At 68.3% G+C, this 19,868-nt stretch carries 18 protein-coding genes; 4 read left to right on the top strand and 14 right to left on the bottom strand.

Annotated features, from left to right (window positions below; translation table 11 throughout):
* Window positions 1-10: 10 nt before the first annotated feature.
* Window positions 11-1,072, bottom strand: coding sequence for an alcohol dehydrogenase (locus ACFWP0_RS04385; RefSeq protein ID WP_377839950.1), 1,062 nt, complete (start codon window positions 1,070-1,072; stop codon window positions 11-13).
* A gap of 69 nt (window positions 1,073-1,141) precedes the next feature.
* Entirely contained in the window at window positions 1,142-2,350 is a 1,209-nt protein-coding gene (locus ACFWP0_RS04380) for an ABC transporter substrate-binding protein (RefSeq protein WP_377839949.1), read from the bottom strand.
* Between the two features lie 224 nt (window positions 2,351-2,574).
* Between ACFWP0_RS04380 and ACFWP0_RS04375 the strand changes: the two genes are divergently transcribed.
* Window positions 2,575-3,315 carry an IclR family transcriptional regulator gene (locus tag ACFWP0_RS04375; protein WP_377839948.1) on the top strand — a complete coding sequence of 247 codons (741 nt, stop codon included), beginning with the start codon at window positions 2,575-2,577 and terminating at the stop codon, window positions 3,313-3,315.
* A gap of 565 nt (window positions 3,316-3,880) precedes the next feature.
* On the opposite strand, the gene rocF is transcribed toward ACFWP0_RS04375, so the two are convergent.
* Both rocF and rocD read right to left on the bottom strand, forming a co-directional pair.
* A complete protein-coding gene (rocF, locus tag ACFWP0_RS04370) occupies window positions 3,881-4,819 on the bottom strand; it encodes an arginase (protein WP_377839946.1) in 939 nt (312 codons plus the stop codon).
* Between the two features lie 26 nt (window positions 4,820-4,845).
* Entirely contained in the window at window positions 4,846-6,081 is a 1,236-nt protein-coding gene (gene rocD, locus ACFWP0_RS04365; RefSeq protein WP_377839945.1) for an ornithine--oxo-acid transaminase, read from the bottom strand.
* A gap of 163 nt (window positions 6,082-6,244) precedes the next feature.
* Between rocD and ACFWP0_RS04360 the strand changes: the two genes are divergently transcribed.
* A complete protein-coding gene (locus ACFWP0_RS04360; protein WP_377839943.1) occupies window positions 6,245-7,066 on the top strand; it encodes a MetQ/NlpA family ABC transporter substrate-binding protein in 822 nt (273 codons plus the stop codon).
* Between the two features lie 9 nt (window positions 7,067-7,075).
* Here the strand turns inward: ACFWP0_RS04360 and ACFWP0_RS04355 are convergent, their stop codons facing one another.
* On the bottom strand, window positions 7,076-8,263 hold the full coding sequence (locus ACFWP0_RS04355) for an MFS transporter (RefSeq protein ID WP_377839942.1): 1,188 nt from the start codon (window positions 8,261-8,263) through the stop codon (window positions 7,076-7,078).
* Window positions 8,264-8,354: 91 nt separating this feature from the next.
* Here ACFWP0_RS04355 and ACFWP0_RS04350 point away from each other — a divergent pair, with 91 nt between their 5' ends.
* Window positions 8,355-8,810 carry an Lrp/AsnC family transcriptional regulator gene (locus tag ACFWP0_RS04350; protein ID WP_377839941.1) on the top strand — a complete coding sequence of 152 codons (456 nt, stop codon included), beginning with the start codon at window positions 8,355-8,357 and terminating at the stop codon, window positions 8,808-8,810.
* Between the two features lies 1 nt (window position 8,811).
* On the opposite strand, the gene ACFWP0_RS04345 is transcribed toward ACFWP0_RS04350, so the two are convergent.
* The 8 genes from ACFWP0_RS04345 to ACFWP0_RS04310 all read right to left on the bottom strand — a co-directional run bounded on the left by ACFWP0_RS04345 (window position 8,812) and on the right by ACFWP0_RS04310 (window position 17,406).
* Window positions 8,812-9,981 carry a metallophosphoesterase gene (locus ACFWP0_RS04345; RefSeq protein ID WP_377839939.1) on the bottom strand — a complete coding sequence of 390 codons (1,170 nt, stop codon included), beginning with the start codon at window positions 9,979-9,981 and terminating at the stop codon, window positions 8,812-8,814.
* A gap of 102 nt (window positions 9,982-10,083) precedes the next feature.
* Window positions 10,084-11,304, bottom strand: coding sequence for an alpha-hydroxy acid oxidase (locus tag ACFWP0_RS04340; protein ID WP_377839938.1), 1,221 nt, complete (start codon window positions 11,302-11,304; stop codon window positions 10,084-10,086).
* Between the two features lie 122 nt (window positions 11,305-11,426).
* The gene (gene asd, locus ACFWP0_RS04335) at window positions 11,427-12,296 is read right to left on the bottom strand and encodes an archaetidylserine decarboxylase (protein ID WP_377839936.1); all 870 of its coding nucleotides are present in this window, start codon (window positions 12,294-12,296) and stop codon (window positions 11,427-11,429) included.
* 136 nt (window positions 12,297-12,432) lie between these two features.
* Window positions 12,433-14,064: an ATP-binding cassette domain-containing protein gene (locus ACFWP0_RS04330; RefSeq protein ID WP_377839934.1), complete on the bottom strand. Its 1,632-nt coding sequence runs from the start codon at window positions 14,062-14,064 to the stop codon at window positions 12,433-12,435.
* Between the two features lie 233 nt (window positions 14,065-14,297).
* On the bottom strand, window positions 14,298-15,167 hold the full coding sequence (locus tag ACFWP0_RS04325) for an HpcH/HpaI aldolase/citrate lyase family protein (RefSeq protein WP_377839933.1): 870 nt from the start codon (window positions 15,165-15,167) through the stop codon (window positions 14,298-14,300).
* Entirely contained in the window at window positions 15,164-15,898 is a 735-nt protein-coding gene (locus tag ACFWP0_RS04320; RefSeq protein ID WP_377839932.1) for a response regulator transcription factor, read from the bottom strand. The genes ACFWP0_RS04325 and ACFWP0_RS04320 overlap by 4 nt, the downstream gene beginning before the upstream one ends.
* Before the next feature lie 346 nt (window positions 15,899-16,244).
* Window positions 16,245-16,739 (bottom strand): hypothetical protein, encoded by a 495-nt coding sequence (locus ACFWP0_RS04315; RefSeq protein ID WP_377839930.1) that lies wholly within the window; start codon window positions 16,737-16,739, stop codon window positions 16,245-16,247.
* 67 nt (window positions 16,740-16,806) lie between these two features.
* The gene (locus tag ACFWP0_RS04310) at window positions 16,807-17,406 is read right to left on the bottom strand and encodes a GNAT family N-acetyltransferase (RefSeq protein ID WP_377839929.1); all 600 of its coding nucleotides are present in this window, start codon (window positions 17,404-17,406) and stop codon (window positions 16,807-16,809) included.
* An 85-nt stretch (window positions 17,407-17,491) separates the two neighbouring features.
* On the opposite strand from ACFWP0_RS04310, the gene ACFWP0_RS04305 reads away from it, so the two are divergent.
* Window positions 17,492-18,727: an NAD(P)/FAD-dependent oxidoreductase gene (locus tag ACFWP0_RS04305; protein ID WP_377839928.1), complete on the top strand. Its 1,236-nt coding sequence runs from the start codon at window positions 17,492-17,494 to the stop codon at window positions 18,725-18,727.
* A 6-nt stretch (window positions 18,728-18,733) separates the two neighbouring features.
* Here ACFWP0_RS04305 and ACFWP0_RS04300 read toward each other — a convergent pair whose 3' ends face one another.
* Window positions 18,734-19,867 carry a 3-deoxy-7-phosphoheptulonate synthase gene (locus ACFWP0_RS04300; protein ID WP_377839926.1) on the bottom strand — a complete coding sequence of 378 codons (1,134 nt, stop codon included), beginning with the start codon at window positions 19,865-19,867 and terminating at the stop codon, window positions 18,734-18,736.
* Window position 19,868 lies beyond the last annotated feature (1 nt).

Below are 19,868 nucleotides of genomic sequence, written 5' to 3'. Positions count from 1 at the left end.
GCGCGGACGATCAGTCCGTCGTCAGCACCGCCCGGCCCACGACCGTGCCGGCCCGAAGCGAGGCCAGCACGCTGTCGGCCTCGGCCAGGGCGTGGCGATGCACCGGCATCGGCGGCACCTTGCCCGCCCGCACCAGTTCCATCAGTTCCTTCAATTCGGTCAGGTTGCCCACGTAGCTGCCGATGATGGACATGGCCTTCATCGGTATCAGCGCGATCGGCCACGACGAGGCGCCGCCGAACAGGCCTACGATGATCAGCTTGCCGCCCTTGGTCAGGAAGTCGAAGGCCAGCGAGGTGGTGGCAGGCGCGCCGACCAGGTCGATCGCGGCCTGCACGGGCTTGCCGCCCGCGGCCTTGATGATCTGCTGCGCGGCGTCGGGAGCCGCGCCGTCGATGGCTGCCAGCGCGCCGGCATCCAGGGCCGCCTGGCGCTTGGCGGGATCGATGTCGACGACGATGGCGCCCGCGCCGCCCAGCGCCTTGATCAGGGTCAGGCTCATCAGGCCCAGGCCGCCGGCTCCGAAGATGACGACGGGATGCTCGCGGTAGATGTCGGCGCCGATTTTCTTCAGCGCGGAATAGGTGGTGAGGCCCGAGCAGGCGTAGGGCGCGATCTGCGCCGGGTCCAGGTCGCCGATGTCGATCAGGTAGCGCGGGTGCGGCACCACGATATGGTCGGCATAGCCGCCGGCGCGGTGCACGCCCAGGCAGGCGGGGGCGGCGCAATGGTTCTCCATGCCCGCCGCGCAGGACGGGCACTTGCCGCAGCCGATCCAGGGATAGACGAGGTAATTGCGGTCGGACGAGAGCCCCTGCGCATCGGGCCCGGCCGACACCACGGCGCCCACGGTTTCGTGGCCCATGGTCAGGGGCAGCGACACGCCGCGGTCCTTCAGCGCGAGCGTGCGGCCCTGGCCGAGGTCATAGCCGCCTTCCCACAAGTGGATATCGCTGTGGCATACGCCGGCCGCGCGGACCTTCAGCAGCACCTGCGACCCTTGCGGCGTGGGCGTGGGCTGGTCCATTTCCTGCAGGGGCTCGCGGAAATTGACGACGCAATAGCACTTCATGGGATGTCTCCTTTTGATTGTTTTTCCGGCCTGGCGGCATGCCCGCGGCGCGGGCGCGGCCCGGCGCGCCTACTTCTTGACCAACGGGCATTCGCTGTCGGCCAGCGATACGAAGACCTTCTCGCCGGGCACCGTGGACAGGATGCGGTAGAAGTCGCCGGGGTACTTGGATTCGGCGGGCTTTTTCACTTCGACCAGATACAGGTCCATGATGACGCGGCCGTCTTCGGGACGCACCCGGGCATTCTTGATCAATTTGGTGGTGATGGGCAACTCGCGCATCTTCTGGTTGACCGCCGCGCCATCGAAGGTGCCGGCCGCCTGCGCCGCCTGCAGGTAGTGGGTCGTGGAGACATAGCTCAACGCCTGCACGATCGAGGGCGCGCGCGTCACGCCCATCTTCTTCTGCCAGCGCTGCGTCCAGGCGCGCGTGTCCTCGTCGGCGTCCCAGTAAAAGCCGGTGGGAAAGGTCAGCCCCTGCGCGACAGGCAGGCCCATGGCCTGCACATCGTTGATGAAGGTCAGGAAGGTCAGCATGCGCTGCTTGCCGCCGGTCAGGCCGAACTCCTGCGCCTGCTTGATCAGGTTGACCAGGTCGCCGCCGGCGCTGGCCAGGCCCACGACGTCGGCCTTGGAGGATTGCGCCTGCACCAGGAACGAGGCGAAGTCCATGGCGCCCAGCGGATGGCGCGTGCTGCCCACGACATTGCCGCCGGCGCTCTGCACGAAGCGCGAGGCATTGCTTTCCAGCGATTTGCCGAACACGTAGTCGGTGGTGATGAAGTACCAGGACTTGCCGCCGCCTTCCACCACGCTCTTGACGACCGCGTTGGCCAGCGCATAGGTGTCGGGCGCCCATTGGGTGCTGAGGTTGCTGCACTGCTTGCCGCTGAAGTCGCCGGCAAAACCGCCGCTGATCAGGGCCGTCCCGCCTTTCGCGCGCGCCACGCCTTGCGCGGCCAGGCCGGCGGAGCTGGCGCCGCCGTCGACCACCGCCACCAGCCCCTGCGTGTCGAACCAGCGTCGCACCAGCGCCGAGGCGACATCGGCCTTGTTCTGGTTGTCCGCGCCGATGACCTCCACGGACTTGCCGGCCGCCTTGCCGCCGAAGTCCTCGACGGCCATGCGCACGGCCATTTCCGAGCCCAGTCCGCCCAGGTCCGAGTAAATGCCGGAGCGGTCGTTGGATACGCCCAGGCGCACGACATCGGATTGAGCCTGCGCCGCGCACGCGGCCAAGGCGGCGGCCAGGGCCGCCAATACGGGTTTGATACGCATCTTTCTGTCTCCCAGCCCGTTCGGGGGCCGAATTATTGAATGTTGTCGATGACGCGATACCGCAGGCCGGGGCGCCGGTTCTCCTGCCGGCTGAAATTTATTTCTTATAGGTGAATGTAAATTCCTGTGCAAGAATTTAGGTTCGCGCATATGAAAAGTCAACAGGGCGGATTACCTAAGCCAGGCGCGAAAAACAGAGCTGGATTCGTCAGGAGGGGCGTCGCATGGAAGTGAAACTGGTCGCTCGGACGCTGGAGCTGATCGAGCTGTTTGCGCAGACGCGGCGACCCATGCCGCTGACCGAACTGGCCCACGGACTGGGCGCGCCCATGTCCAGCTGCCTGGCGCTGGTGCGCACGCTGGTGGCGCGCGGTTACCTGTACGAGGTCCGCCGCCGCGCGGGCTACTACCCGACGGCAAAGCTGCATGGCCTGAGCGTGCAGATCCTCGCGGGAGATCCCTGGCTGGAGCAGGTGCGGCCGCGGCTTCTGGCCCTGCGCGACGCCGCCAATGAAACGGTGATGCTGGGCAAGATTCAGGACGGCGGCGTGCTGTTCCTGGATGTGGCCGAGTCCACCCAGCCGGTTCACTACGCGGCCCGGCCCGGCGCGCGCCGGCCCCTGCACACCAGTTCGGTGGCCAAGGCGATCTTGGCGCGCATGGCGCCCGCCGAGCGCGAACAGGCGCTGGCCGCCGCGCAGTACACCCGCCACACGGACCGCACGCTGGCCACGCGCGAGGCGCTGCTGGCCGACGTGGAACGGGCCGCCGCGCAAGGCTGGGCGGCGAATGTGGGAGAGAGCGTGGCCGACCTGACGGGGCTGGCCGTGGCGCTGGACCTGGGCGGCGAATGGTACGCGCTGTGCATAGCCGGCCCGACGCCGCGCGTATGGGAGCAGCGCGACCGGAACCTAGCCCATTTGCGGGAGGCGGCGGAGGCGATCCGCCGCGACCGCGAGGGCTAGAGCCAAGTGCTCGGTGTCTAGTGCTGGGTGTCTGACACCCTTGAAACACTGCCGCGAATTAAGGCCGATCTCCCCAGGGTGTCAGACACCGAGGGGGGCAAGTGCTAGGTGTCTGACACCCTTGAAGCACTGCCGCGAATTCAGGCCGATCTCCCCAGGGTGTCAGACACCCCCAGGGTGTCAGACACCGAGGGGCGGCAAGTGCTAGGTGTCTGACACCCTTGAAGCACTGCTGCGAATTCAGGCCGATCTTCCCAGGGTGTCAGACACCGAGGGGCGGCAAGTGCTAGGTGTCTGACACCCTTGAAGCACTGCCGCGAATTCAGGCCGCTCTCCCCAGGGTGTCAGACACCGAGGGAGGGCAAATGCTGGGTGTCTGACACCCTTGAAGCGCCGCCGCGAATTCAGGCCGATCTCCCCAGGGTGTCAGACACCGAGGGAGGGGAGGGCAAGTGCTGGGTGTCTGACACCCTTGAAGCGCCGTCGCGAATTCAGGCCGATCTCCCCAGGGTGTCAGACACCGAGGGAGGGGCAGGGTGTCAGACACCGAGGGGGACAGGAAAAACTACGCGCCCCGGCGCACCAGCGTCGATTTGCCGAACAGGCTTTCGATCAGGTCCACCGCCAGTTCGGCGGTCTTGTTGCGCACGTCGAAGGCGGGGTTCAGCTCCACCACGTCCAGCGAGCGCATGAGGCCGGTGTCGGCGATCATTTCCATGCAGAGCTGGGCCTCGCGGTAGGTGGGGCCGCCGGGCACCGTGGTGCCCACGCCCGGCGCGATCTCGGGGTCCAGGAAGTCCACGTCGAAGCTCACGTGCAGATGGGTGTCGGCGTCCAGCCCCGCCAGCGCGGCCTCCATGGTGGCGCGCATGCCCATTTCGTCCAGGTAGCGCATGTCGAAGACCTCCAGCCCGGCTTCATGCACCAGGCGCTTTTCGCCCTGGTCCACGCTGCGGATGCCGATCTGGCGGATGCAGCCGGGGTCGATATCCGGCCTCTGGCCCGACATGCCCGTGATGGCCGCGGGACCGTAGCCGCACAGGCAGGCCACCGGCATGCCGTGGACATTGCCCGTGGGGGTGAGCGTGTTGGTGTTGAAGTCGGCGTGGGCGTCCAGCCACAGCACCCGCAGCTTCTTGCCCGCGGCGCGGCAGTGGCGCGCCACCGCGCTGATCGAGCCGATGCCCAGGCAGTGGTCGCCGCCCAGCAGCACGGGCAGGTGGCCCAGCGCCAGTTCCTCGTGGACGGCGTCGTGCACGGCCTGGTTCCACGCGGCCACTTCTTCAAGGTGGCGGTAGCCGTCCACGGGCGGCAGCCAGGGGTTGGCGGGACCATACACGTTGCCGCGGTCCGTGACCTGGAAACCCTGGGCTTCGATGACGGGCGCGAGGCCGGCCACGCGCAAGGCTTCCGGTCCCATCGAGGCGCCGCGCGCGCCGGCGCCGATATCCGTGGGCGCGCCGATGAGGGTGATGTGGGTGGGCAGGGTGGCGTCGTTCTGCAAGGCGCGGACTCCGGAGTTGGGTTTCGTCAAGGCGCGGATAGTACCGCGGCCAATTGGTCGCAGGCCCAGTCGACCTGCTCGCGCGTCACGATCAGCGGCGGGGACAGCCGCAGGGTGTGGCCGTGCGTGTCCTTGACCAGCATGCCGCGTGCCAGCAGGCGCTCGCACCACAGGCGGGCGCCGCCGGCGTCGGGTTCCAGTTCGACCGCCAGCATCAGCCCGCGCCCGCGCACCTCGCGCACGGGCCCGGGCAGCGCGCGCAGGCGTTCCAGGAAGTAGGCGCCGACCGTGGCCGCGTTCTCGATCATGCCTTCCTCGGTCAGCACCCGCAGCGCGGCCCGGGCGATGGCGCAGGCCAGCGGATTGCCGCCGAAGGTGCTGCCGTGCTGGCCGGGCTGGAACACCCCCAGCACGTCCGCGTTGGAGAGCACGGCGGACACGGGATAGAAGCCGCCCGAGAGCGCCTTGCCGATGAGCGTGACGTCGGCCTCGATGCCTTCGTGCTCTTCGGCCAGCAGCTTGCCGGTGCGCCCCAGCCCGGTCTGGATCTCGTCCAGGATCAGGGTGATGCCCAGTTCCGTGCAGCGCTGCCGGACCTTCGTGAAGTACCCGGCAGGCGGCAGCACCACGCCGGCTTCGCCCTGGATGGGCTCGACCAGGAAGGCGACGGTGCGGGGCGTGATGGCGGCGTTGAAGGCCTCGTAGTCGCCAAAGGGCACGATCTTGAATCCGGGCGCGAACGGACCGTAGTGGCCATAGGCGTCGGGGTCGGTGGAAAAGCCCACGATGCCCAGCGTGCGCCCATGGAAGTTGTTGGCGCAGACAATGATCTCGGCCTGGCCCTCGGGCACGCCGCGCACCTCGTAGCCCCATTTGCGCACCGCCTTGATGGCGGTTTCCACGGCTTCCGCGCCGCTGTTCATGGGCAGGATCTTGTGCGCGCCGGTCAGGCGGGCAAGGTCTTCGTAGAACGGCGCCATCTGGTCGTGGCGGAAGGCGCGCGAGGTCAGCGTGAGCTGTTGCGCCTGCTCGTTCATGGCGGCCAGGATGCGGGGGTGGCAGTGGCCCTGGTTGACCGCGGAATAGGCCGACAGGCAATCCAGGTACTTGCGGCCCTCCACGTCATACAGCCAGACGCCGCTGCCGCGGGCGATCACCACGTCCAGCGGATGGTAGTTGTGCGCGCCAAGCTGGTCTTCAACCTGGTCGCGGTGGCGGGCAGCGGACGGCGTGCCGGGCAGGGTGGTCGGAACCGCGCTCATGAGTTTCTCCCAAGGGCGTATTGCAGCCATCTTAGCGCCGCCGGCGCGGCCGCGGCATTGCCATTGCGTGACAAAGGCCTTTCCGCCCGCGGGCGTCTGGCTGCTGCACAATAGCGCCTGTGCCGGGCCATGCCCGGATTTCCGCTACCCCTGGATGGTCTTCATGCTTTTGCACCCACTGCTTTTGAAACTGACGCGCGGCGCGGCCGTGGCCGCGCTGGGGCTGGCCGCGTGCGCGACTGCCATGGCGCAGGAAAAACCCCTGCGTATCGGCGTGATTCCCAGCGTGGCCAACGAAGCCACCGAACTGGCGATTGCCCAGGCGAAGAAAGAAGGGCTGGAGGTCAAGCTGGTGGAGTTCAACGATTGGGTGCTGCCCAATATCGCCGTGGCCGACGGCTCGGTGGACGCGAACTTCTTCCAGCACGAGCCTTTCCTGCAACTGTTCAACCAGCGGCGGGGCGCGAACCTGATGCCGATCGCCTATGGCTACTCCACCACGATCGGGCTGTTTTCGAAGAAGTTGAAGAAGGGCGAGCCCGTGCCCGAGGGCGCCACGATCGCGGTGCCGAACGACCCGGTCAACACCGGCCGCGCCTTGCTGCTGCTGGAAGCCATGGGGCTCATCCAGCTCAAGCCCGGCGTGGCGCACCAGGCCACCCTGCAGGACGTGACCTCGAATCCGAAGAACCTGAAGTTCGTCCAGATCGAGGGTTCGCAGTCGGCGCGCACGTTCGACGACGTGACGGCGTCGGTGACCTACACGACCTTCGCCAAGCAGGCAGGGCTCAACGAGAAGGACGGGCTGGCGTTCGACAATACCGATCCGGCGAGCATCCGGCGCTACGCCATCCGTTGGGTGACGACGCCGGAAAAGGCGCAGGACCCGCGCCTTTTGAAGTTCATTGCCATCTACCAGAACTCGCCGGAAGTAAAGAGCACCCTGAAGCGGCTGTACGGGGACCTGATCGCGTTCCCCTGGTAAGCCGGCGGATCAGGCCGTCGCCCGCGCGGCGGCGGCCCGGCGGCCATTCAGGCGCCAATGCAATCCCAGCGCCGCCGCCGCAAGCGCGGCCGCGGCGCACAGGCCCAGGGTTTCAAAGCCCGCGTGCGTGTACAGCGTGCCCGCGACCGCGGTGCCCACGCTGGCGCCCAGGTACGTCGTGCAGGTGTTCAAGCCCAGCACGGCGCCGCGTTCCTCGGGGCGGGCGCGAGACAGCAGCAGGACCAGCAGGTTCAGGCTGAGCTGCGAGGCGGCGCCCCAGAGCGTGGCGATGGCCAGCACCGCGGCCAGCGAATGCGCGGCCGGCAGCAAGCCCACATACACCAGCGCAATCACGCCCAGCGCCAGCGGCAGCGCCCGGCGCGGACCCAGGCGGTCCACCAGCGGCGCGCCGGCGAAGCCGGCCAGCAGAAAGCCCGCGCCATACGCGAATGCGATGAAGCCCACCTGTCCGGCCGACAGCGCAAGCAGGGTGCGGACGTGGTCGGCCAGGAAGGCGTAGACGCCATAGAAGGCGGAGGAAAAGGCCAGGCAGCCCAGCAGCAGCGCCGGCACGTCGCGATAGGACAGCGGCGCCAAGAGGCGCGACAGGCGCAGCGGGGCGGGGTTGGCGGCGCGGCGCTCGGGCAGCTTGCGCAGGCCCAGCAGGGCGATGGCGGCGCACAGCGCCAGCACGCCATAGGTGGCGCGCCAGCCCACCCAGTCCGAAATCAGCGCCGACAGCGGCACCCCGGCCACCAGCGACACCGACCAGCCGGCAATGACCCGCCCCAGCGTGCGGGCTTCCTGGCCGGCGGGCGCGATGAGCGAGGCCGAACCATAAGCGGCCGGCAGGATGACGCCGGCCGCCGCGCCGGCCAGGGCCTGGGCCAGCGTCAGCACGATCCAGTGCGGCGCGCTGGCGGATAGCACCAGCGCGGCGATCAAGGCGATCATGGCGCCCAGCAGGGAACGGCGGATGCCGTTGCGGTCGATCCGCGCCGCCAGGAAGAAGGCGCTGGCGGCGGTGGCCGCGCCGTAGGCGGAGATGGCGGTGCTGATGGTCAGCGCCGAGGTCGAGAACGAGCCTGCGACGTCGGCAAGAATGGGACTGAGCGCCAGGCCGTTGGAGCCGACGACGCTGACGGCGAACATCAGGGCGGGCACGGGCGAGGACTTTTGGGTGCTGCGTTGCGACATCCCCGAATTTTATTGGAATAAAATAAGGGTTTACGCTGATAATTCCTTATTCCATAAAAGTTTGAATGCCGTTAGGCAGAATGTGATTCCGATGCCAGACCTAGATGACCGCGACCGAAAACTATTAACGCTGCTGGCCGACGACGCCTCGCCCAGCTACGCCGAACTGGGCAAGGTGCTGAACCTTTCCGCGCCCGCGGTGCACGAGCGAGTCAAGCGCCTGAAGCGCGACGGGCTGATCAAGGGCATCGCCGCCAAGCTGGACGGCGCGAAGATCGGCCGTCCGCTGCTCGCCTTCGTGCATGTGGACACGAACAACTGGACCATCACCCAGCAGGTGCTGGGCCTGGCCGAACTGACCGAGGTGGAAGAGATCCACACCATCACGGGCAAGAGCGCCATGCTGCTCAAGGTGCGCGTGCGCGACACGCAGGCGCTGGAGCTGCTGCTGGCGCGCATCCACCAGATCGAGGGCATCACCAACACCACCAGCGACATCGCGCTGACCAGCTACCTGGAGCGCGGACCGCTGCCCGAGGACGCCTGAATCAGCGCGCCGGCGCGGCGCGCAGGCGCAGGCGCGTGATCTCGGATGGGGCGCCCAAGCGCTTGGGCGGGCCCCAATAGCCGGTGCCGCGGCTGGTGTAGACCCACATCTTGCCCATCCGGTGCAGGCCCGCCGTGAACGGCTGCTGGAAGCGCACGAAGAACCCCCACGGAAAGAACTGCCCGCCATGCGTATGGCCGGAGAGCTGCAGGGTGTAGCCCAGCGGCTCGGCGGCGGCCGCGCTGCGCGGCTGGTGCGCCAGCAGGATCTTGGGCAGCGCGTCGGCGGGCGCGCCCGCCAGCGCGGCCCGGGGATTGCTGCGCTGCTGCGGATCGAACGATCCGGCGCTGTAGTCGGTGACGCCGGCCACCACCACGGGCAGGCCCGCGGGATGGATGACGGCGTGCTCGTTCATCAGCACGCGCAGCCCCATGCGGCGGAACTCCGCCACCCAGGGCGCGACGCCTGAATAATATTCATGGTTGCCGGTGACGAGATACACGCCATGGGGCGCGCGCAGCTCGCCCAGCGGGCTGGCCTGGGCCGATAGCTGTTCGACGCTGCCGTCCACCACGTCGCCGGTGATGGCGACCATGTCGGGGAGCTGTTCGTTGACGGCGTCGACGATGGCTTGCACATAGCGCTTCTTGATCGTCGGGCCGACGTGGATGTCGCTGATCTGCACGATGGTGAAGCCGTCCAGGTCTTGCGGCAGGCCCGCGATGGGCACGTCCACGTCCACCACGCGCGCGCGGCGGCGGGCGTTGTACAGCCCCGCCAGCGTGCCCGCCAGGGCCAGTCCGGCCACGGTCCACGCGCTGGCGCGGCGCAGGGCGATCCAGGGCAGGCCGGCGCCGACCGCCAGGTTCGCGAGCCAGGCCAGCAGCAGCAGCGCGTCGCGCAGCGCGGTCAACACGAACAGCGAAGAGAACAAGCCCATCGCCAGCAGGCCGACCCAGGCGATGCGGTCGCCCCAGGGCGGGTGTACGGACGAACGTCCCAGCATGCCCAGGGGGATCAGGACGCAGGACAGCACCAGGGCAAGAATGGCGGCGGCGGAGCCTTCGCCGCCCAGCAGGGCATCGGGAATCAGGCGGGCGCCCACGTAGACATGGGCCAATGCGCCCAGGGTCAGAAAGCGCAGGAAGAACGAGGATTGGCGTAGGGACACAGGCGGCTCGGGGGGCGCGCCTGGCGGTTGGGGCCGGCGCGCATGGCAAGGGAACCGCCATTCTATGTCCGGCCACGCCGCGGCAGCGCCGCGCCGCCCGCCTCAGGCCGGCATTGCGCCTTCGCGGCAGAGGAGGCCGGCGTCCATCTCGCGGACATGGTTGATGCCCAGCATCGCCATGTTGCGGTCGACTTCGGCGCTCAGCAGGCCGATGGCATGGGCCACGCCGGCCTGGCCGCCCACGGCCGCGGCATAGTTGAAGGGCCGGCCCACGAACACGCAGCGCGCGCCCAACGCCAGCGCCTTCAGCACGTCGCTGCCGCGCCGCACGCCGCTGTCCATCATCACGGTCATCGCGCCCGCCTCGGCGACCACGCCGGGCAAGGCGCGCAGCGGCGAGATGGCGCCGTCGAGCTGGCGTCCGCCGTGGTTGGACACGATGACGCCGTCCACGCCATGCCGGCGCGCAAGCGCCGCGTCCTGGGAGTGCAGGATGCCCTTGATGATCAGCGTGCCGGGCCACTGGCGGCGGATGCGCGCCACGTGTTCCCAGCTCAGGTGGTCGCGCGCGCTGAAGTCGCGCAGCACCGATGCCGACACAATGGGCGCGCCGCGGGTGGCGAACGAGTTCTCGAAATGCGGCATCCCGTGGGCCAGCAAGGTGCGCAGGAATGTCCCGGCCAGCCAGCGCGGCCGGGCCAGACCGTCCCAGGCCAGGCGCAGGCTGGGCTTGAGCGGGGTGGAAAAGCCGGTGCGCACGTTGTTCTCGCGGTTGGCGGATACGGGAATGTCCACCGTCAGCACCAGGGTCTCGTAGCCGGCGCGCCGGGCGCGTTCGACCAGGGCGTCTATCTTTGCCGGATCGCCGGGCAGGTAGGCCTGGAACCAGGTGCCGGGCGCCTCGCGTATGACGTCTTCAAGCGGGATCAGCGACGTGCCGCTGAGGATGGCGGGAATGTTCTGTTCGCGCGCCGCGCGGGCCAGCAGGATGTCGCCGCGATAGGCCGACAGCGCGCTGATGCCCATGGGCGCGACGCCGAAGGGCGACGCGTAGCTGCGGCCGAAGAGTTCGATCCGCTGCGTGCGCCGGGACACGTCCACCAGCACGCGGGGCGTGAACGCATATTGCGCGAACGCCTGGCGGTTGCCTTGCAGGGATTGGTTGTCTTCCGCCGCGCCCGCGATGTAGCCGAAGATCGGACGCGGCAGGCGGCGGCGGGCCTCGGCCTCGAAGTCGTCGAGCGACAGCATGCGGGCAAGCGCTCGCGGCAGGGCGCGGGCAACGGCGGCGGGAGCGGTGGCGGGCAGGGCGGTGGAGGTCATGGCGGGCCGGCAAAAGCCCGTAATCTAGCAACGCCGCCTTATCGCTGAAAGCGAATAAATATGGAAAGGCTTTTTCGCTTTTCGCGAAAAAGCGGCGGGCCCGCGCCGCACCGTGCAAGAACTCAGGCGCGCGCGGGCAGCGCCAGCAGTTCGCCCATGCGCACGGGGCCCAGCACCGAGGGCGTGTCGGCCCAGCGGATCTGGTCCGGGCCGAACAGCACAATGGCGGTCGAACCGAGCTTGAAGCGTCCCATCTCGGCGCCTTTCTCGATGTGGATGGGGGCGCGGGCGTTGTTGTCGTAGCGCGTGGTCTTTACGCGGCGCTTGTGCGGCGTGACCAGGCCCGCCCACACGGTCTCGATGGACGCGACGATCATCGCGCCGACCAGCACGACAGCCATGGGGCCGTGTTCCGTGTCGAAGATGCAGACGACCCGTTCGTTGCGCGCGAACAGGCGCGGCACGTTGCGGGCGGTCAGCGGGTTCACCGAGAACAGGCGGCCGGGCACATGCACCATTTCGCGCAGGGTGCCGGCCGCGGGCATGTGCACGCGGTGATAGTCCTTGGGCGACAGGTAGACGGTGGCGAACTGCCCGCCCTGGAACGGCGCGGCGCGCTCGGTGTCGCCGCCCAGCAGGTCGACCAGGCCGTAGCTGTGGCCCTTGGCCTGGAAGATGCGGCCCTGTTCGATCGCGCCCATCTGGCTGATGGCGCCGTCCGCCGGGCAGAGCACCGAGCCCGGCTCGTCGTCCAGCGGACGCGCGTCCGGCTTCAGCGCGCGGGTGAAGAAGTCATTGAAGCAGTCATAGGCCAACGCGTCTTCTTGCAAGGCCTCGCTCATGTCCACGCCGTACTTGCGGACAAAGCGCGAGATCATCCAGTTCTTGACCGCGGGTTCGCGGCAGTCGGAAGCGTATCCGAAGAACCGCGACACCAGATGGTGAGGCGCAAGATACTGGCTGGCGAGAAATAGTTGGTCTTTGATCGGCATCTAAGAGCGCTAAAAAACGCGTCCCGCATACAGCGGGACGTGGTTGGAGGCTGCCGCGCAGGCCCGATGAAAAGAGGACTGCGCGCAATTCGCGGGATTGTAACGCGTCCAGCGCCGCGCTGGAGCGTCAATGCGCTCAGGCGGCCTTGGCGGCCAGCTTGGTCTTGTAGAGCCAGTCCTTGTAGTCGTCCAGGTCGCCGTCGAAGGGGCTGACGCTGCCGTCGGCCACGATGATGAACTGGTCGGTGGTGGCGCGCAGCAGGTGGCGGTCGTGCGAGACCAGCACCAGCGTGCCCTCGAACTGGGCCAGCGCCGTCGTCAGCGCCTCGCGCGTTTCCAGGTCCAGGTGGTTGGTGGGCTCGTCCAGCAGCAACAGGTTGGGGCGTTGCCAGACGATGAGCGCCAGCGCCAGCCGGGCCTTCTCGCCGCCGGAGAACGGGGCGATGGAACTGGTGGCCATGTTGCCGTTGAAGTTGAAGCTGCCCAGGAAATTGCGCAGCTCTTGTTCGCGCACCGTGGGCGCCAGCTTGGCCATGTGCCAGAGCGGCGACTCGTCGTGGCGCAGCATCTCGACCTGGTGCTGCGCGAAGTAGCCGATCGACAGGCCCTTGTTGAACTGGGTGTCGCCGGCCAGCGTGTCCAGTTCGCCGGCAATGGTCTTGATGAACGTGGACTTGCCCGCGCCGTTGATGCCCAGCAGGCCGATGCGCTGGCCGGCCTGCAGCGAGAAGTTGATGTCCGACACGATGATCTTGTCGGAAACGGCCTGGGTCTCGTCGTCCTCGATGCGGTAGCCGGCGCTGACGGTGTCCATGGTCAGCAGGGGATTCGGGGCGCGCAGGGGCTCGCGGAATTCGAACGAGAATTCCGCGGCGGCGCGCAGCGGCGCCATTTCTTCCATGCGGGCCAGCGCCTTGATCCGGCTCTGGGCCTGGCGGGCCTTGCTGGCCTGCGCCTTGAAGCGGTCGATGAAGGATTGCAGGTGCGTGCGCTGGCGCATCTGCTTTTCCATCATGCCCTGCGCCAGCTCAAGCTGGGCGGCGCGCTGGCGTTCAAACGACGAGTAGTTGCCCGAGTAGCGCTTGAGCTTGCGCTCGTCGATATGGACGATGACATTGACCACGCCGTCCAGGAAGTCGCGGTCATGCGAGATGACGATCAGCGTGCCCGGATAGCGCTTGAGCCAATCCTCCAGCCAGATGATCGCGTCCAGGTCCAGGTGGTTGGTGGGCTCGTCCAGCAGCAGCAGGTCGGACGGGCACATCAGCGCCTGGGCCAGGTTCAGGCGCATGCGCCAGCCGCCGGAAAAGCTGGTCAGCGGCAGGTGCATCTGCGCCTGCGTGAAGCCCAGGCCGGTCAGCAGCTGTTCGGCGCGCGAGTGGACGGTGTAGGCGTCGGCATCGGCCAGCGCGGCGTAGATGTCGCCCATGCGCAGGCCGTTCTCGGCGCTTTCGGGTTCGGCTTCCAGCGCGGCCAGTTCCGCTTCCAGGCGGCGCAGCGTGACGTCGCCGTCGATGGCGTATTCGATGGCCGGGCGGTCCAGCGCGGGGGTCTCCTGCGCGACGTAGGCCATGCGCCAGCTTGCGGGGTAGTCGAGGTCGCCCTGGTCGGCGTGCAGCGTGCCGCGCAGCAGGCCGAACAGGCTGGACTTGCCGGCGCCGTTGGCGCCGATCAGGCCGATCTTGTCGCCGGGGTTCAGCAGCAGGTCGACCTTGTCGAGCAAGGGCTTGACGCCGCGCATGAGTGAAACTTGTTGGAAGCGGATCATGAATCTTGGGGCAGGGCTGGGGGTGGCGCGGCAGGCGCGCGGCAAGGCTCCCGCCACAAGGCGCGGCGCAAAAAAGGGAACCGGGGCGGGATCGCGCGCGAGTGAAAAGACGCCAGGCGCGAAAGACTAAATAGACGGGCAAGCCGTCCTATCGTGGGCAGTATTGTACCGGGCCGCGCGGGCCTGCGCAGAAGGCCCCGGATAAAAGAGGGCGAACCGCCGGCAAAAACGCGCTATTGGCCGGCAATCGCGGCGGCCAGCGCCAGCACGCGTTCGGCCTCTTGCGCATGCAGGTTCTCGACCAGCGCGCCATCCACCACGGCCACTCCCATGCCCGCGGCTTGCGCGGCCCGCCAGGCGTCCAGGCGCTTGCGGGCGCCGGCCAGTTCGTCTTCGGTGGGCGCGAAGGCGGCGTTGGCCGCGGCGATCTGCCTGGGGTGGATCAGCGTCTTGCCGTCAAAGCCCTGGTCGCGGCCTTGCCGGCAGGCGGCAGCCAGGCCGTCGTCATCGTGCAGGTCCAGGTGGACGCCGTCGAGCACCGCCAGTCCGTGGGCCCGCGCCGCCATCACGGCAAGCGAACGGGCCAGCAGCGTTTCCTCGCGCGAGGGCGTGTGGCGGGCGTGCAGGTCCTTGACCAGGTCCGAGGTGCCGACGACGATGGCGGCCAGGCGGGGATGGCCGCCGGCAATGGCGTCCAGGCGCAGAAAGCCCAATGGCGTTTCGGCCATGGCCCACAACGGCAGGTCCGCGGGGGCGCCTGCCGCATCCAGCGCCTGCGCCAGCGCGGCCAGTTGCTCGGCCGATTGCACCTTGGGCAGCAGCACGGCGTGGGCGCCCGCAAGGGCAATGGCGCTTACGTCGTCCAGGCCCCAGGCGGTGTCCAGCGCGTTGATGCGCACGATGCACTCGCGGCGTCCGTAGCCGCCTTCGCGCAAGGCGGCGGCGACCTGCTCGCGGGCCTGGCGCTTGGCGTCGGGCGCCACCGCGTCCTCCAGGTCCAGGATCAGGGCGTCCGCGTCCAGGCTGCGCGCCTTGTCGAGCGCGCGGGCGTTGGCGCCGGGCATATAGAGGACGGAGCGGCGGGGGCGGATGGGGGCGTTCATGCGTGCTGTTTCAGGGTTTGGAGGTTGCCCACGATGGTCACGGGCGTGGTGCAGACATAGCCTACGCCATACACGGTGCGTATGCCCATGTCGCCGCCGGCCTGCGCGCGCAATTTGCGGCGCAGCCGGTGCATGTGCGCGTCCAGGCGGTGCGTGTCGTACGCCTCGGCGCTGGCGCCCAGCGCCTCGACCAGGCGGCCTCGCGTGAGCGGCAGGGGCGCGGCCTGGATCAGCGCGCCGATCAGGCGGCTTTCGGTGTCGGTAATGTCCACGCAGACCTGCTTGGGCGACACCAGGGTGCGGCGCGCCGGATCGAAGCGCCATGCGTCGGACTCGGCGTCGTCGGCATCGGCGGGCGGCACCACGCGCAGGCGGCGCGACAGCGACACCAGGGTGGCGCCCAATTCCGCAAGGTTGACGGGCTTGGTCAGGTAGTGGTCGGCGCCCAGGCTCAGGCCGGACACCTTGTCTTCGCTCAGCAGGCGTCCGGTGAGCATGATGATGCCCATCGACGGGTAGGTCGTGCGCAGATGAGAAACGCGGGCCAGTCCGTCGCCGTCCGGCAGCATGGCGTCCAGGACCAGGATGCCCGGCGTCACAGTCAGCAGCAACTGGTCCAGTTCGGCCAGCGAGCCCGCGGTCAGTATGGCTTTATCCAGGCCGAGATCGTGGATGTATTCGGCGATGGTGTCGCGCCAGTCCCCGTGGTCATCGACGACGATGATCGTCACGGCGCCGTACGCGCCGGCGGTTCCGCGGGGGGCGCTCCAGGGGCAAACATGCTTTCCGCTCTTATCATGCTACGGCTTCTATTACGGGGAGACTCCGCCCGCGCGGGCGCGCGAGCAGACCAGGCGCGATACGTTTCGTATCGTCGGCGCTTGCGCAGAATATCATCATCGCCGTTGCGGCAGCGCGGCATGAATCAAGGATGTCATCCGCGGCTCGAAGAATCCGGGGGTGGTCAAAAAATGAGCAGGCCGTGCGGCATCGCCCGAAAGGCCATCAGCCGTGCGTCTGCGTTTGTCTTATCCACAATTTCTGTGGATAAGACCAGGGCTGTGGATACTGTACTTTTTATGTAGGCAGCAGCTCGACCGGCACGCCGTGGGGCACCTTGCGCATGCGGTCGCGTTCGATCCGCGGCGGCGAGAAGCGAGTCTTGCGCGCAGCAGCATTCTGCAGCAGCACCGACAGCACCGCGCCTTTGTCCTGAATCCAGTGGGTCTTGCCGCGCAGCAGCTTCATGGCGTTCTCGGCCGTGCCCAGGCGATAGGACATGGCGTTGATCTCCACCGAGTGCTTGCCGTTGAAGACTGACTCGTCCTGCTCGGTGATGGCGGCCGCGTCGAGATTGCTGCTTTCGTGATCGATGCGGTAGATGAACTTCAAGCCGCTGTGGGGATCCTGCGCGACGATGAGCTTCTCGGAGCCGGAGATATCGGACATCATGCCGATCACCCGGGATTCGACCAGCTGGTTGCCCCGCTGCTCTTCGGTGTAGATAAAAATACTGGGGCGCGCGCTGGAAGCGAGGGGCGCTGCGGCCGGGGCGAGGCGAGAACGATCCATACCTGACTGAAAAAGGGCGGAAAGGGCGCGAACGCCCGGAGGACGGCGAAAAGAACAGCGCGCCGGTCTACCGGGGACGGTGCATGCGCGCCAGCAGGCGCGCTTTCACCGACGGCCAGTCCTCGTCGAGGATGGCGAAATAGACCATGTCGCGGGCGCGTCCCGATTGGGCGATCAGGTGCTTGCGAAAGACACCTTCCTCGACGCCGCCGATCCGCAGGATGGCTTGCCGCGACTGCGTATTGCTCAGTTCCGTCTTGAACACGACCCGCATGATACCAATTGTTTCAAAAGCGTGCTGTAACAGCAGGAATTTGGCTTCGGTATTGGCGCCAGACCGCTGGCTGGCGGGCGTGAGCCAGGTGCCGCCGATTTCGAGCCGCTTGTGCGCAAGCGCGATGTCCATGTAGCGCGTCGCGCCTATGATCTGCCCGGTGCTTTGCTGCACGATGACAAAGGGCAGGCAGGCGCCGTCGCGCTGGCCGCCGAGCGCGCGGTCCACGTAGCGCTGCATGTCTTCCTGCGTGGAGACGGGCTCCGGCTGCAGGCGCCAGAGCTCGGGGTGCAGTCCGATTTGCGCCAGCGCGATGGCGTGCCCGGCGGCCAGCGGCTCCAGGCGCACGATGTCGCCGCTGAGCGTGACGGGTTGCAGACGGGGCAAGGCCATGGCGGGATCCTGGATTGGCCGGAGGGGAAGATTCTACGCCCGCGAGCCCTTGCCGAACATCCGTGCCGGGCGCAGAATTCGGCGCATGAAAACGGACGTCGTGGTTCTTGGCGCGGGCATCGTGGGCGTGAGCGCAGCCCTGCACCTTCTTGCCCGGGGCCGTTCGGTGGCGCTGCTGGACCGGCGCGGCCCGGGCGAGGAAACCAGCTACGGCAACGCCGGGCTGATCGAGCGCGCAAGCATCATTCCCTACGCGTTTCCGCGCGACTGGCGCAGCCTCTGGCGCTATGCGCGGAACAATACCCCGGACGTGAGCTACCACCCGCGCTTTCTGCCGCGCATTGCGCCGTGGCTGCTGCGTTACTGGTGGCATTCGTCGCCGTCGCGCCTGGCGCGGGCGGCCGAAGCGATGCTGCCGCTGATCGAGCGCAGCGTGGCCGAGCACGATGCGTTAAAGGACGACGCGGGGATCTCCCATCTGTTTCGCCGGGATGGCTGGCTGGACGGCGCGCGCACCGAGGCCGGCCTGGCGCGGGCCGCGGCCAAGGCCGAGGCGCTCGCGCCCTATGGGTTGCGCTACCGGCTCCTGGACCGCGATGCGCTGGCGGCCATGGAGCCTTCGCTCTCGCCGCGCATGGTGGGCGCCGTGCATTGGCTGGACCCGGTCAGCGTGTCCGATCCCGGCGCGGTGACGCGGGGCTATGCCGGCTTGTTCGAGCGGCGCGGCGGCCAGCTGGCGCGCGGCGACGCGCGCAGCCTGCGGCAGGCCGGCAAGGGGTGGCGGGTGCAGGGCGAGGACGGCCCGATCGAAGCCCGCGATGTGGTGGTGGCGCTGGGGCCGTGGTCGCCGGACGTCTTGCGTCCGTTGGGCTACCGCATCCCGATGGCCGTCAAGCGCGGCTATCACCAGCACTATGCGCTTGAAGAGGGAGCGAGCCTGTCGCATCCCGTGGCGGACATCGAAAGCGGCTTTGTGGTGACGCCCATGACCCTGGGCGTGCGCCTGACGACCGGCGCGGAATTCGCGTGGCGCGACGCGCCGCCGTCGCCCGTACAGATCGGGCGGACGCGCGCCTTGGCGGGACAATTGCTGCCGCTGGGCGCGGCGGTCGAGCGCGAGCCGTGGATGGGATGCCGGCCCTGCATGCCGGACATGCGGCCGGTGATCGGCGCCGCGCCGCGCCATCCGGGCCTGTGGATGGCGTTCGGGCATGCGCATCATGGCTTCACGCTGGGGCCGGTGACCGGCAAGCTGCTGGCCGCCCTGGTCACGGGCCAGGCGCCGGAGTTCGATCCGGCGCCCTACGGCCTGAATCGCTGAACCGGATCAGCTCCGGCCCGCGTTCTTCTCGCGGCGCTGGCGCACGGCATGCGCCAGTTCGGCGAGCACCGGCTCGGTCTGGGCCCAGCCCAGGCAGGCGTCGGTGATCGACACGCCATGGCGCAGGGGCTGGCCGGGCTTGAGGTCCTGGCGGCCCTCTTCAAGATGGCTTTCGATCATCACGCCGGTGATGCGCGCATCGCCCTGGGCGAGCTGGGCGGCGATGTCGCGGGCCACGTCGATCTGGCGCAGGTGCGACTTGTTGGAGTTGGCGTGCGAGCAGTCGATCATGACCTGTTCGCGCTGGCCGGCGGCGCGCAGCGCGGCGCAACAGGCGTCCACGCTGGCGGCGTCGTAGTTCGGGCCTTGCTTGCCGCCGCGCAGGATGACGTGGGTGTCCTGGTTGCCGCGGGTCTCGAAGATGGCGGCCATGCCCATCTTGGTCATGCCCATGAAGGCGTGCTTGGCGCTGGCGGCCACCATGGCGTCGGCCGCGATCTGCACGCCGCCGTCGGTGCCGTTCTTGAAGCCCAGCGGGCAGCTCAGGCCGGAGCTGAGCTGGCGGTGGCTGGGGCTTTCGGTGGTGCGCGCGCCGATGGCGCCCCAGGCGATCAGGTCCGCGATGTACTGCGGGCTGAGCAGGTCCAGGAACTCGGTGGCAATCGGCAGGCCCAGGCCGCTGATGTCCAGAAGCAGTTCGCGGGCGCGGCGCAGGCCTTCATTGATGCGGAAGCTGCCGTCCAGGCGCGGGTCGTTGATATAGCCCTTCCAGCCGACGGTGGTGCGGGGCTTTTCGAAGTACACGCGCATGACGATCAGCAGCTCTTTCTTGTGCTGTTCGGCGGCGGTGCGCAACTGGCGGGCATACTCCATGGCCTGGCCGTGGTCGTGGATGGAGCAGGGGCCGACCACCAGCACCAGGCGGTCGTCGCGGCCATGCAGCACGTCGGCGATCTCGGCGCGGCTTTGCTCGACCAGCGACTGGACGGCGGCCGAAACGGGAAGTTCGTCTTGCAGGAGGGCGGGCGAAATCAGCGGACGCACCGCGCTGATGCGGGTGTCGTCGGTGCGCGTGTTGTCCTGGGTGGCGTCGGCTGCGCCGACCTCGCGGTCGTGCAGGGGGTCGTCAATGCGGGTCAAG

The sequence above is a fragment of the Achromobacter sp. NPDC058515 genome (assembly GCF_042721735.1).
In the GTDB taxonomy this organism is placed as follows: Bacteria; Pseudomonadota; Gammaproteobacteria; order Burkholderiales; family Burkholderiaceae_B; genus Achromobacter.
Note: the sequence above shows the minus strand (reverse complement) of the source record. Positions and strands in the feature narration are given on the sequence as shown.

What these genes read in the sequence shown, in the direction of transcription:
- ACFWP0_RS04385 (WP_377839950.1), bottom strand. Translation starts at nt 1,072, where the DNA reads ATGAAGTGCTATTGCGTCGTCAATTTCCGCGAGCCCCTGCAGGAAATG.
- ACFWP0_RS04350 (WP_377839941.1), top strand. Translation starts at nt 8,355, where the DNA reads ATGCCAGACCTAGATGACCGCGACCGAAAACTATTAACGCTGCTGGCC.
- ACFWP0_RS04360 (WP_377839943.1), top strand. Translation starts at nt 6,245, where the DNA reads ATGCTTTTGCACCCACTGCTTTTGAAACTGACGCGCGGCGCGGCCGTG.
- ACFWP0_RS04325 (WP_377839933.1), bottom strand. Translation starts at nt 15,167, where the DNA reads ATGAACGCCCCCATCCGCCCCCGCCGCTCCGTCCTCTATATGCCCGGC.
- rocD (WP_377839945.1), bottom strand. Translation starts at nt 6,081, where the DNA reads ATGAGCGCGGTTCCGACCACCCTGCCCGGCACGCCGTCCGCTGCCCGC.
- ACFWP0_RS04315 (WP_377839930.1), bottom strand. Translation starts at nt 16,739, where the DNA reads ATGGATCGTTCTCGCCTCGCCCCGGCCGCAGCGCCCCTCGCTTCCAGC.
- ACFWP0_RS04380 (WP_377839949.1), bottom strand. Translation starts at nt 2,350, where the DNA reads ATGCGTATCAAACCCGTATTGGCGGCCCTGGCCGCCGCCTTGGCCGCG.
- ACFWP0_RS04305 (WP_377839928.1), top strand. Translation starts at nt 17,492, where the DNA reads ATGAAAACGGACGTCGTGGTTCTTGGCGCGGGCATCGTGGGCGTGAGC.
- ACFWP0_RS04340 (WP_377839938.1), bottom strand. Translation starts at nt 11,304, where the DNA reads ATGACCTCCACCGCCCTGCCCGCCACCGCTCCCGCCGCCGTTGCCCGC.
- ACFWP0_RS04310 (WP_377839929.1), bottom strand. Translation starts at nt 17,406, where the DNA reads ATGGCCTTGCCCCGTCTGCAACCCGTCACGCTCAGCGGCGACATCGTG.
- asd (WP_377839936.1), bottom strand. Translation starts at nt 12,296, where the DNA reads ATGCCGATCAAAGACCAACTATTTCTCGCCAGCCAGTATCTTGCGCCT.
- ACFWP0_RS04375 (WP_377839948.1), top strand. Translation starts at nt 2,575, where the DNA reads ATGGAAGTGAAACTGGTCGCTCGGACGCTGGAGCTGATCGAGCTGTTT.
- ACFWP0_RS04330 (WP_377839934.1), bottom strand. Translation starts at nt 14,064, where the DNA reads ATGATCCGCTTCCAACAAGTTTCACTCATGCGCGGCGTCAAGCCCTTG.
- ACFWP0_RS04355 (WP_377839942.1), bottom strand. Translation starts at nt 8,263, where the DNA reads ATGTCGCAACGCAGCACCCAAAAGTCCTCGCCCGTGCCCGCCCTGATG.